Source organism: Humisphaera borealis (assembly GCF_015169395.1).
Taxonomy (GTDB): Bacteria; Planctomycetota; Phycisphaerae; order Tepidisphaerales; family Tepidisphaeraceae; genus Humisphaera; species Humisphaera borealis.
Genome location: NZ_CP063458.1, coordinates 4772745 through 4784968, shown reverse-complemented (window position 1 = coordinate 4784968; position 12224 = coordinate 4772745). Strand labels below are relative to the sequence as shown.

Genomic DNA, 12224 nt, shown 5'->3' with positions numbered 1-12224 from the left:
AACCGCCCCTAGAAGCATTGCCTTTGTCGCCCGGTCAGCGTCGATCGACCCGGACGTCCCGGGCCGCTGGCTGATACGTCCGGTGTGATGGTCGTACATCCAACCACCACCGCCGGTCCTGTTCGAGACGCCACTCCGCGCCGCGGGTGATGGCGAAAGTCGGTTAAGACTTTTGCATTTGCTCGGTTAGCAGCCGAGTGACCATTTAGACCCTGGTCGCGGGTTCCAGGCAGGATTCGAACCTGCTACTTCCAGATTCCAAGTCTGGTGCTCTAACCAAATGAGCTACTGGTGCGCCCCATTACCATGGAGCGACATAGCCAACATCGTTTAGAACCCGTGCGCGGAACATACATTAGGAACGTTCATAACTACGTTGAGAACGCCCGTGTACGCCGCCGGCCGATGCTGGCTGGTTCGTGTGGTCCGTATCGCGGACCGAAGTTTTTCAATTTCTCGTCATACCGGCATCGCGCTCCGCTTCGCGTCGCGGCTAACCAACCCGGGGCAGCGACGCATGCCAAATCCGGAAGCACTCACCGGAAACAGCTCTCACCACCAACGCAAAAAGCCCCGGAGATCAGGTCTCCGGGGCTCGAAACGTTCAACATGTAACGTTCGGTCACCTCGGAGGTTGTGCGGAAAAATCACGGCGATTGCCGTCGGCTTTTGTCATCTCGCAAGCATGCGTCTTCGTAACCAGAAGACCCTTCGACCCAATTCCCGAGACGACCGACCACGGCGATACACTTACTGCTGCCTTGGTTTCAACCTGCATCCAACCCAGACGCGCGCTCATCGCAATGCCGGCCTTAAGGCTGGCCGGGCGATGGCTGGGGGCATGAAGTTGGTTGGTATTCATCAACATTGAAAACAATCTCGAACGACCTCGTCGACCGCTGTGCCCAAAGACACTAACGTGTGAAGAAGGATATATAGTCTCTCATAGTACGTTGCGTCAAATAGAAAATTACAAGAAGTGTGTCCGCCTTGGTAGCCAGATGGAAGCCTATTGCTGGAGACGGTGATATCCCGGGATTGGGTCGACCCGGCTCGTTCGTTACATCGGCCCCTCATCCAACGTCGCCAGCATCTGCCGCATCGCCGGGGCGAGGTCTCGTCCCATTCCTTCGGTCACCAGGCTCGCCCGTTCAATGCCGCGCGTCAGCACGTCACGCGCTTCGGTCTTTCGGTCCAGGCGAATGAGCGCCTGCGACAGAAAATGATACGTCGCCAGATGTCCCGGCTCACGGGCGTTGGCGATCGACAGGTGTTCGACCGCTTCGGATAAGGCTGCCGCGGTGTCCGGGGCTTCGTCAGACCCGGCGGCTTCGAACAGCTTCTTTCCCAGGCCGAATCGACTCAACGGGTCGGACGGATCGATCGCCAGCAGCTTGCGGAACGTGGCAAGGTTCATTGCCAGAGCATAGTAAGAGTGACGACCGCCGGCGACAGGCAGAGCGAATCCGTGTGGCTCCGGCGAATCTTCCGCTTGTTCAATCCGGTGGCATCCCGCCCCAATTCATATCGATTCCGCCCTGTCGTCCGACGCGGTCTTCGAGCTTGCGCAGCAGGAAATCGGTGTGCAGCCGCAGGTTGTAGAACTCCTGCATGTACGACAGCGGCACCTTCTCCTCCGAAAGCTCCTTCTCCATCTCGACGAGCGTGGCGATGTCGTCGTCAAACCGGCGCGGGTCGAGTGCCGCGGCGGTAGAGGCCGCTTCCCCCGTAACTTCCAGCCGCAGCCGCCGATCGATCTCCCGCAGCACGCGGTACCAGCGGTAGATCCGCGACCGAATCCGCCAGACCATCAGCGGCGGCGCGATGCGTGCCAGCGGAAGAATCAACGTCAGCAATGGCAGCAACAGGATCTTCATCCGGTCCACCAACGCGGCCGCCCAGAACGGCAGGTATCGCTGCAGGAACGGCGGCCCTGATCTGAAGTACTCCGCCGCCGACGTATCGACTGGAAACTCGACGAACCGGGTGGAGGGCAGCTCTCCCGCTCGCGACAGCAGGTCGCCACGCTCGTGCGCCCGGGTCGCCGCTTTCAAGAGGAGAATGACAATCGAAGGGTGCAGGTCTTCGCGGCAGACGAGATTGGCCGCCGGTGCCAACAGATATACGTCTTCCGACGGAAGATTACGGGCCAGGTCGATCGTCCCTCTGGGCAGCTTCACGTCCGACAGGAAGGGGAACACGCGGGCATACGCCTCGTGATGTTCGAAGCTCATGAGCCGAACGCCGGGCTCATGGAGCAGTTCGGCGATCAGCGGGTGCCGGGGCGACAAGACCAGCGCGATGGCGTCCAGCTCTCCGGCCTTGAGCGCATCGGCTGCCGCCCGGCCGCTGCGGGGGTCGAACCGGATCGGGGTGGTTCCGGACGCGGTCGCCTTCGGGTCTGACGTCCAGGGAAGGGTGTTGGCGGCCAGCAGTCGTTCGACGATCGACCTGGTGCCACTGCCTTCTGGACCGGCGGCCAGGCGTTTGCCCGCCAGTTGCGGCAGGGTCGTCACCGGATCACCGCGGTGAAAGATCCAGACCGGTTCCAGATAAAGGCTGGCGATGGACCGGAGGTCGGAGTGGTCGCCGGGGGGCGCGGTGCCGCTCTGCACAATCGCGACGCTGACGACCTCCGCATCGGACTTGCCGTCGGTCGGCTCGGACAGCAACCTGTAGTTCTCGATCGATCCCTGGGTCTCTCGCACGTCCAGCGCCAGCCCGTTGTCCTTGAAGCTCTGGGCGTACTGCTGGGCGAACCAGTGGTAGGCGCCGTCCTTGCTGCCCGTCGCGATAACCACCTTCCCCGGCGGTGCCGGTTTGACCAGCATCCACCCCACCGCAAGCAGTAGGACAGCGAGGAAAATCCATAGCCATGACGCGCGGAGCGTCTCCCATACCCCGGCCTGATCGCGGAACCGGTTGTAAAGCGGAATCCGGCTCAGTGCAGAAGCGGCCCGGGACGTCGATCCTTTGGTTCCATCGGTCACGGCAGAGTCTCCGGTTGCGATACGGCAAGAACGCGCTGGTGGCACCCCATTGTGGATTGTCGTTTGTCAATTGTCGATTAGGGGCTCACCTCCCGCACAATTGTCGATCCTCGGCGCAAAGTTCGAACGGCACAATCGATCGCGAGAATCGACAAGCGACAATCAACATTCGACAATCCCCCTCCATGACCCCAGCCGTGGAACAACTCGTCCGCGACACCATGGACCTGACCGGTGCGGCCTCCCCGGAACTGCTCATGGAGGATGCGCCGACACTCGCCGGCGAAGTGCTCGAATTCGAACAGCCGATCGACACCGCCGACGACGCGGTCGAGCATGACTTTTACCTGGTCGGCATCATCGGCGGGAAGGACGTCGGCAAGACGGCGCTGGTCAATGCGATTGTCGGCCAGCAGATGTCGCAGGTCATCGGTCACGGCCCGGGGACCGAAATCGCGATTGCCTACGTTCACGACAGCCGCGAGCAGAAGGTCCGGGAGTTGCTCAACCGCGAGGTGGCGGGCAAGTTTCGCGTGGTCGTCCACCAGGTCGCCGGGCTGGAACGGCAGGTGCTGCTCGACTTGCCTGATATCGACAGCCAATATGAGTCGCACCTGGTCGTTACGCGACAGATGCTGCGACACATGTTGTTCCCGATCTGGGCGCAGAGTGTTGAAAAGTACGCCGACATGGCCCCGCAACAGGTTCTGGGTCAGGTGGCGGCGGGGAACGATGCGCGGAATTTCCTTTTCTGTCTCACCAAGGCAGACCAGCTGGATGCACACGGCGGCGAAACCGCCGCCGCTGAATTGCGGGAGGATTTCGCCCGCCGCATCACCCGGACGACGGGACTGAAGAAGTCGCCATCGGTGTATGTGGTCAGCTCGCGGCGTCCCGACAAGTACGACCTGCCAAAGCTTCGCACGCTGCTCGCCCGCCAGAAAACCCGGGAAGCCGTCCGCGAAAGCAAGGAGCTGGCGTCGAAACGGCAGGACAGGTCGCTATTGGATTGGCTCACCCGTCAGGATCTATCTGGCCAGGCCGACCGGCTGGGGCGACTGCTGGCCGAGGCGCAGGAAACGATTCAACAGCGGGTCACAACACCGCTGGTGGAGAAGGTCCTCCCGCAAATCGCCGCCGACCCTGCCAACAAGCTGGCACTATCGGACGAGATCCTTGCCGAGCGCGTCGGGCGCTGGCCGCTGGTCAATCTGGTTCACACGCTGCTTTCGCCGCTGATGTTGATGGTGCGGGCGTTCGCTTCAAAGTCGCCGTCGGCGATGCTGAGCGCCGACGGCATGGTCGAGCAACACCTCCGGAGCCAGTCATTCTCGGCCGGGCAGGTGCTTCAGTCGGCGTTCGCGCAGTTGCGGCAGGCGCATCCGGCCATCGGTCAGCTCTACGGCAACCAGCGACTGTGGGAGGAGATGGATGCCGAGAACGCGTCGGCCGATCTGAGCCGCCGGCTCGCCGGCACCGTCGAACGTCAGCGCCAAGCGGCCCGCCAGCGCCTTACGCCGTCGGGTGGATGGCTCGCGCCGGCGAGGTGGCTGCTGACGATCGGTGCCCTGCTCTGGTTCCCGATTATTCAGCCGATGCTGGAAGCGATCCTGCCGCAGAAGGAGTCCATCACCTTCGCTCAAACGCTGGGCATTCTCGTCAGCGTGCTGGGGGTGAACTACCTTCTCAAGAGCGTCACGTTCCTGGCGGTGTGGTTTGTCGTTCTCTGGCTGGCGCTGCGCTGGAACACGCAGCGGAAGGTCGCCAGGATGCTGTCGGGGTGGCGTCATGCGGACGACGAAGATCCCGAACTGAACTTGGCAACCCAGGCGATGGAATGGAACGACTCCCTCACCACGCCGATCGGCGTCGCACACGATAAGGTGGCCAGTCTCGCCAAGCGGGCCACGGAACTGCGGGCACAGATCGTGACGCCATCGCGCACTGACGCCGCGTGAGCGCGGCGCTAGCACAGCGGTCGTTGCGTCGATCCACCGGCGGCGGCGGTCGGCCGACAGCCCACTTCCATTCGCGTGGGTGCCTCGTATCATCTCCGGCGTGATTCGCACCAAGATCGTCGCCACCATGGGGCCGGCCGTTTCTTCGGCTGAGACTCTGTTTTCCCTCTTCCAAGCCGGATGCGACATCTGCCGGCTCAACTTCTCGCACGGAGAACTCGACCAGCACCTGCACACGCTGCGGCTGATCCGCGAAGCCGCCGCCCGGTTCGACCAGCCGATCGCAGTCCTGGGTGATCTCTGCGGGCCGAAAATCCGCCTGGGCAAGGTTGCTGATGAGGGCGGCGTCGGGGGCATGCCGATCGCCGTCGGCGACGAACTGATCATTCAGCGAGCCCCCATCCTCGGTGGCAATGGCCGCGTCAGCACCATCTACGACCACTTCGTGGATGACGTGCAGGTCGGCGATCGCATCTTCATCGAAGATGGCCTGCTTCGTTTCGTCTGCATTGACAAGACCTACTCGCAGCTCAAATGCCAGTGCACCGTCGGCGGCATCCTCAAGAGCGCCAAGGGCATTAATCTGCCGACGACCAAGGTCTCGATCCCCTCCATCACCGACCGTGACTGGCAGTGCGTCGACTGGGCGATCGAAAACGACCTCGATTACCTAGCACTCTCATTCGTCCGCAAGGCCGACGACCTTCACCTGATCCGCCAGCACCTGGTCAATAAGGTCAGCGACATCAACCTGATCGCCAAGATCGAAAAAGCCGAGGCGATCACCGAGATTGAATCGATCATCGACGCCAGCGACGGTCTGATGGTCGCCCGCGGCGACCTGGGCGTGGAGATGGACCTGGCGGACGTGCCGATCATCCAGAAGGACCTGGTTCGGCGGTGCCAGGTCGCCGGCAAGCCTGTGATCGTTGCGACGCAGATGCTGCAAAGCATGATCGAACAGTCGTCGCCGACGCGGGCTGAAGTCAGCGATGTGGCCAACGCGATTTACGACGGAACCGATGCAGTCATGCTTTCGGGTGAGACGTCGGTGGGCAAGTTCCCGGTCGGGGTCGTCCACACGATGGCGCACATCGCCGAGAAGACAGAGCAATACCTGGCGACGCTTCCTCCGCCGCGCGACGCACGACTGCAGCTCAAAACACTCCAGATGTCGTCGGCACTGGCCCGCGGCATATGGCAGATGGTCGAAGACCTTAAGGCGAAGCTGGTGATCGTCTGGAGCCAGACGGGGGCGACCGCCCGTATCTTTTCCAAGTACCGTTTCAACGTCCCAATCATCGCGCTGTCGAGCGACCACCGGGCATTGCGGCGGATGGCGTTGCATTACGGCGTGATCCCACAGGAGATGGTCCCGCCGGACGACCTGGGCACCCTCGTGCGGGAAGTCGATCGGCTGGCGATCGACCGCAAGTTCGCGAAGCCCGGCGATCGCATTATCATCACGGCAGGGGCTTCGCTGGGAACGCCTATGGCACTGAACGGAATCGTCATTCACACCCTCGGCGAGAATCTTTCGGCGTCGCCGCCGGATGTTTCACTGCGACTGGATGTCGGGAAGGATCGCTGAGATGAGGCAACGGCCATTTTTGCAAGTATCGCTCGGTTCCGGCCTCGCGGGGCTCGCCTGCGCGTGCGTGCTTTCCGGATGCATCGCCTCCGGGAAAAGCCGGCCCGAGGGCAGTCGGGTCACGGACGTCCCCAAATCCGAGGCCGAAGCACCGACCTACCTTGCAATGCCTGCGTTGGCGTCGGCCAAGGCCGACGACTTCGATACGCTCTGGCAGACCATTTACCGCGTCACCCGCAACGCCGGCTTCAAGCCCGATCGCCAGGACTACCGATTGGGCATCTTTACTTCGCTCCCGCTTGTTTCCGCGCAGTTGCTGGAGCCCTGGCGGTTCGACACGGGGTCGTTCTTTGGTCGGATGGAAAGCTCGCTTGCGACGATTCGGCGGACCGTGCGGTGGGACGTCACTCGCGACGAGTCGGGGGCCTTCGTGGCTTCACCGAAGGTGCTGATCGAGCGGTACTCGGTTATCGAGCACCGGGTGACGTTCTCGGCACAGTACCAGGAAATCTTCGCCCTGACGCGCGAAGAGCAGCGCAACCAACGGCTGCAAGCCCTCGACCCCGCGGCGTTCGCGGCCGAGCCGGTTCCGGCGGCATACTGGTACGCGATCGGCCGGGACGAGGGCCTGGAGCAGCGGCTCTCAAAAGACGTCGAACAACGAGCAACGGTTGCCGAACGTTAAGGGCTAACCCACGCGAAGCGGCCAGGGGAGATGACTGAAGACCTCGTGCTTCGCCGCCAGCCGGTGGAACAGTCGAATTGCCTCCAACTGCGGCTCGCCGATCTCAAATCGAAGATACGACTCAAGGTATTGACGCGCAATCGGCAGCGGCCAGCGATGGATCGGCGCGTGCCTGGCGACGATCTGCTCGATCTCGGCCAGGCCTTTTACCCGTGCGATCGCCAGTATGTCGGGCAGGTTACCGAGGCTGGTATCGACACGTCCCATCCAGGCCGCGAAAACAAACGGCAATCCGGTGAGTTCCTTCCAGGCCTGGCCCAGGTCGATCTGATGCGGGCAATCCGAAGGCTCGTCGGTGATCACCTTGTCGCCGATCAGCAACCGGGGCAGCGAAGGATCATTGGCAAGATCATCCGTCAGATCGACGAATGTCGGCCGCCGACCGTAGCGTTCAGCCATGATCACGCGAGCCAGTGCGACTGAAGTGTGGCTGTCGGTGTCGCAGAGAAGCGTTTCGGTTCGTTCCAGCGGTGCTTTGCTGAAGATTCGCACCGTCAGCGTCGGCCCGTCGCAGCCAATTCCGCCGACGGGAATGACGCGCAGACCCTCCAGCCGCTGATAGTCGATCACCGGGAGCAGCGCCACATCGAACGCACGTTCCTGCAAACCGCCCAGCAGTCGTGAAGGCACTTCCAGACGAAGGCTTACCCTGGGATCGACGTCCAAACCCTGGATCAGCGGCTTGGCGTTCAGGAAGCTCACGCAGCCGACGTCCCAGCGGCGAGCGGAATCAGAAGATAACGCGGGTGACTCAGCCATCGCTACGCGCCGTGATTGCTCTCATCCAAGGTGTCAGAGGCCGACTGGCGGACCAGCCGCGGCCCGACCGCGAGCGCCGCAAGCACGAGGCCCGCTATCGCGCCCATCACAATCTTAGGCCAGCCGATGTCGGCCGATGGCAGAACTGGCTGCATGGAGGCAGTCGCGGCACCGGCCGGTGTGCCGTCGGCGATCGGGGACGAAACGTCGCCGGCAACTCCCGAAACCGATGGCTGGCTGGACGGCTGCGTGCTCACGACCGGCACCGGACGGGTCGTCGGCTCTGTCGCGGGCGCGGTGCTCGCCGAGGGTTGCGTCAGCGACGATTGCGTCGTCGGCGACGGCTGTGTAGCGGCGGGCGACGTATCGGCCGTTGGATGGGTTGAGGGCTGACTCGCCGGCGCTGTTGTCGGCGACGTGGCCGGCTGCGTTGCTGCAATGTCCTGTGGCTGTGTGCTGGGCGCAGTGGAGGGCGTTCCGGGCTGCGTCTGGGCGGGTTGCGTTTGAGCGGGCTGGGTATCAGCGGGCTGGGTCTGAGCTGGCTGAGTCTGCGAAGAAGGGGACGTCGCCGGCTGGGTCGATGCTGGCTGGGTCGATGCTGGCTGGGTGGATGCTGGCTGCGTGGATGCCTGCTTCGTTTCGGGCGTCTCCGACGTTGACGGGCTAGTGGCTGCGGCAGTGGCGGGCCCTGTCGCGGACGCCGGGGTGGTGGCGGGCGACGTCTGTGGCACGGGTTGTGTCGCCGGAGGTGTCTGCGACGAAGCATCGGCCGGGGAGGGAACCGAAGTTGGGGCCGAAGGTTCGGTGCTGGGAGCCGGCTGGGTCAGCGGGCCGGCCGCCGGTGACGGACGCGCCGGGCGACAGCCCCCTGCCGTCGCCGTCATCAACAGCAGACCCAGACCCAGGCAATTCCGACCCGACTTCGACATGGTCACAATCCTTTGTGGCACGACGTTGAGCAGGCTACTCCTTCAGTCCCAGCGCCGGCACCTTGGCCCGCACTTCCGCCGGCTGTAGCGAATCGACGATGTACTTGGCGTCGGCGAGTTGCTCGGGCCCGTAGGTGTTGCAGACCGCGAGCGTCGGGAAGCCGACCTTCACAACACTGTGGACGACGGTCGGTGCGTCCTCGACGACCAGGCAATCGGCCGGCGTGAGCGCGTGCTCGATCTTCCCTTCGTGCATCAGCCGGTCCGAGATCTGCCGCATCGCCATCAGGTAGCCCTGCGGGTTGGGCTTACCGGCGGTCACGTCTTCCGAGCCGATGATCGTCCCGAAGCAGTCGCGAAGGGCGACGCCTTCGAGCATGACCTCGATCTCTTCGTGCATCGCCCCCGACACGATCGCCAGCGGGATGCGACGCCACAACTGCCGCACAAGCTCTCCGACGCCGGGCAGCGTGGTCATCTTTCGGCGGTAGACCAGGTCGCGCATCACCAGGGTTTTCTCGGCCATCAGCTGCAGGAACTTCCTAGGGGTCAGCACTTTACTGTGGAGGCCATAGGCAAATCGAAAGGCGCCCCGGTCGTCGAGTCCGATCAGGTCGCGGTAATACTGCTCCTCGGTCAGGACGATGCCCTCTTTTGCCAGGACTTCTCGAAAAGCCTGGTAATGAAGGGGCTCGGAATTGACGAGAACGCCGTCGAAATCAAAGAGGACCGCACGCGGCCAGCTTGGCATAGACGTGGAAGCTAAGCGGGCTGAGGTGGCTAGGCAAGGGAGGAGCCACACGGCTGCCGTTCGAGGCAACGGTCTTTCATTCCTTGGACTTACGAATTGCCGCGTCGAGACGTGCCCTGAACCGCTGGTCGACATTGGTCAACTTCAGAGCTTCGGTCGCCAGCCGTTCGGCGTCGCGGGGCTGCGCGACTTCATTCAGCCTGTCGGCGGCACTGGTCAGGATCGCCATCACATCCGGCATCAGCTTCGGATCGTTCTTGATAGATTCGCCGGCGAACGCGACCGCTTCGGCATACTGGCGGGCAGCGATCTGGGCTTCCAGCAGCGACTTGGTCAGTCCGAGAATCACCTGCTGGGCGCCGTTGTTGGCCAGCCAGTAGGTCAGTGCGTCGCGATAGAAAGGGATCGCAGCCTGCGGCTGGGGCGGCTGCAGCTTCATGTATGACTCGCCGATCTGCTCCCGGGTGATGGCCGCGGCCTGCGCCTCGGCGGGGACGGCGGCCTCCTGCTTCTTGAGGATCTCTCGAAGGACGGGAATGCGCCTGTCGAACTCGCCGGCCCGGAAGAATCGCTCGGCCCAGGTGGTCAGACGCTGGTTGCTGCCATCGGGAAGCAGTGCGACGAACGTATCCCACGCCGCTTTGCGGTTTCCGGCATCGGGCTCGACCTGGGTCTTGGTGTAATCGAAGATCGCCTCGTCGAGTTGGAATGTCCCGACGGTGCGCAGAGCACCGAGTGCCGCGAGCCGCACAATCGCTTCGGGCTCGCCGCGGAGCCAGTTCACGACGGCGTTGCCGGCGTTGCGATCGCCGATCGCCCCCAGCCCGGCGATCGCGGCGACGCGCGTTCGCTTGGTTTCGTTGAGGTTTAGGAGCCCGAGGAAGTTCGTCTGCTGGCGCGGATCGCGGAGCGGAACGAATGCTTCAATGCAGGCGGCCTTCAATTCTCCGGTCGGGTCCTGGCGTGCGCGTCCGAGCAGTGTCTGGCTGAGGGATCCGACGACCTGGGCCGTCAGCGCCGGGTCGGCACGGATGACGTTGCCCAGCTTTGCCAGCGACTCTGCCGCCGCCACCGCCACGCGCAGTGATGGGTCGTTCAGCAGCGGAACAATCTCGGCCGCCGCACGCCGGTCATTGATCGGCACCAGCGCCGCCATGATCGCCACGCGAACACCGGCGTCGGGCTCGACCGCCAGCTGCGCCAGCAACGGCTCGAGCGATTGGGCGTCGTTCAGTCCCTGGAGCGTGCGGGCGACTTCCTGGCGGACGTCCGGCGACGGGTCGCGAATCATGTCGCGCAGTCGAACCGCGGTGCCATCCACCAGGCGCCCGGTCGCGATGAATGTCTGAAACACCAGGCGGACACCGGCCAACCGAAAGCGGGCGTCCGGCGACTCGAGAACCCGGCGCATCGCCTCGGGTCGGTTGCGCTCCTCGGCTAGTTGGAAAAGCCGACCGACCAGGGCATCGACATCGCTCAACGCCTCGCCCGGCAGCCGTCGGCGACGCTGGTCGAGCAGTTCGGCGCGGAATGCTTCGGCCGGCTTGACGCGGGCCGACTGCCACCAGCGTCCCCATGCGATGGGGTCGCGCCCGTTCTCCGACAGCAGGGTCATCGACGCCAGCGCGTCGGCGGCGGCGTTGGCGATCACCTGGTCGGTGCGGGGGTTGGTCGTCAGGTTGACCAGCGTCTCGGCCACTCGCCGGTCGGTGGACGAGCCCATGATGCGGATAACAGCCAGCGGGCTGCCCCGCGCCGCCGGATTCGAAACAAACCGAGTCAGCGAGGCCAGCGCGGCATCGGTCCGTATGGCGATGAGGGCGGCGGCGGCGGACTCGGAATGGGTGCGATCGACCCCCAACAGCCCTTCCAACGCCGGTACAAACTCCGGTGCCGGATCGACATCGTCGGCGATGCCGCGAGCGGCGGCGAGCGGGGTGGAGGCCGCCGGTGACGCCTCCGGCCGGGCTGCCAGCGCCTTGGCGATCTCCTGGCGTGCAACATCGGTTCGACGGGCGACCAGGCGGCGCGCGGCGTCGTCACGTTCGGCCTGCAGGCGGCCCGAGTTCAGAGCCGTAACCTCTTGCTGGAGATAGGTCTGCGCCAGTTTGCCGGCGCTGATTACGCCGGGGTTGGCGTCCCCCGCCGGTTGGGCCGATGCAAGACGTGCGAAACCCACCGTGGCGGCGACCGCCAGCGTCAGGGCTCGTACTCTTTGCCATGACTTTGCCACCGCCGTCAAATACCTCGACCCCTGTCTGCCAAAGAATGCCGGCAGCGGAAGCAAGACGCGGCCCGGGCGGACGTTCCGCTCCGATTGCCGTGGCACGTCGCTCGCCCAAACCTCGCACCGCCCGTCGACACCGCCGATCTTCAACGCGTCAACCCCCGAAGATTACTCCATTTCCGTCTCGCGAAAAAGCCGGACCCTTGCTGGCAAATTCTATCCGCGTCGAACCGATGGCGCTTGCCAGCGTTTCAATGGGGCGGGTACATTCCCG

The 12224-nt window shown here is 63.8% G+C and carries 10 protein-coding genes; 4 read left to right on the top strand and 6 right to left on the bottom strand.

Features of this window, described 5'->3' with window-relative positions; all coding sequences use genetic code 11:
- Window positions 1-1060: 1060 nt before the first annotated feature.
- Both IPV69_RS17770 and IPV69_RS17765 read right to left on the bottom strand, forming a co-directional pair.
- Complete coding sequence (locus IPV69_RS17770; protein WP_206291064.1) at window positions 1061-1417, bottom strand: hypothetical protein; 357 nt, start codon at window positions 1415-1417, stop codon at window positions 1061-1063.
- Window positions 1418-1496: 79 nt separating this feature from the next.
- Window positions 1497-2990, bottom strand: coding sequence for a TAXI family TRAP transporter solute-binding subunit (locus IPV69_RS17765; protein ID WP_206291063.1), 1494 nt, complete (start codon window positions 2988-2990; stop codon window positions 1497-1499).
- Between the two features lie 185 nt (window positions 2991-3175).
- Here IPV69_RS17765 and IPV69_RS17760 point away from each other — a divergent pair, with 185 nt between their 5' ends.
- From IPV69_RS17760 to IPV69_RS17750, 3 genes are all read left to right on the top strand, one after another.
- Window positions 3176-4948 carry a GTPase domain-containing protein gene (locus IPV69_RS17760; RefSeq protein WP_206291062.1) on the top strand — a complete coding sequence of 591 codons (1773 nt, stop codon included), beginning with the start codon at window positions 3176-3178 and terminating at the stop codon, window positions 4946-4948.
- Window positions 4949-5048: 100 nt separating this feature from the next.
- Window positions 5049-6539, top strand: a complete 1491-nt coding sequence (gene pyk / locus IPV69_RS17755) for a pyruvate kinase (RefSeq protein ID WP_206291061.1) — start codon at window positions 5049-5051, stop codon at window positions 6537-6539.
- A 166-nt stretch (window positions 6540-6705) separates the two neighbouring features.
- Window positions 6706-7224 carry a hypothetical protein gene (locus IPV69_RS17750; RefSeq protein WP_206291060.1) on the top strand — a complete coding sequence of 173 codons (519 nt, stop codon included), beginning with the start codon at window positions 6706-6708 and terminating at the stop codon, window positions 7222-7224.
- A gap of 3 nt (window positions 7225-7227) precedes the next feature.
- On the opposite strand, the gene IPV69_RS17745 is transcribed toward IPV69_RS17750, so the two are convergent.
- The gene (locus IPV69_RS17745; RefSeq protein WP_206291059.1) at window positions 7228-7986 is read right to left on the bottom strand and encodes a menaquinone biosynthetic enzyme MqnA/MqnD family protein; all 759 of its coding nucleotides are present in this window, start codon (window positions 7984-7986) and stop codon (window positions 7228-7230) included.
- A gap of 59 nt (window positions 7987-8045) precedes the next feature.
- Window positions 8046-8198 carry a hypothetical protein gene (locus tag IPV69_RS17740; protein ID WP_206291058.1) on the bottom strand — a complete coding sequence of 51 codons (153 nt, stop codon included), beginning with the start codon at window positions 8196-8198 and terminating at the stop codon, window positions 8046-8048.
- On the opposite strand from IPV69_RS17740, the gene IPV69_RS17735 reads away from it, so the two are divergent.
- On the top strand, window positions 8197-8436 hold the full coding sequence (locus tag IPV69_RS17735; RefSeq protein ID WP_206291057.1) for a hypothetical protein: 240 nt from the start codon (window positions 8197-8199) through the stop codon (window positions 8434-8436). The two genes, IPV69_RS17740 and IPV69_RS17735, sit on opposite strands and share 2 nt — an antisense overlap.
- Window positions 8437-9006: 570 nt before the next feature.
- Here IPV69_RS17735 and IPV69_RS17730 read toward each other — a convergent pair.
- Window positions 9007-9723 carry an HAD family hydrolase gene (locus IPV69_RS17730; protein ID WP_206291056.1) on the bottom strand — a complete coding sequence of 239 codons (717 nt, stop codon included), beginning with the start codon at window positions 9721-9723 and terminating at the stop codon, window positions 9007-9009.
- 76 nt (window positions 9724-9799) lie between these two features.
- The gene (locus tag IPV69_RS17725) at window positions 9800-11956 is read right to left on the bottom strand and encodes a HEAT repeat domain-containing protein (RefSeq protein ID WP_206291055.1); all 2157 of its coding nucleotides are present in this window, start codon (window positions 11954-11956) and stop codon (window positions 9800-9802) included.
- Window positions 11957-12224 lie beyond the last annotated feature (268 nt).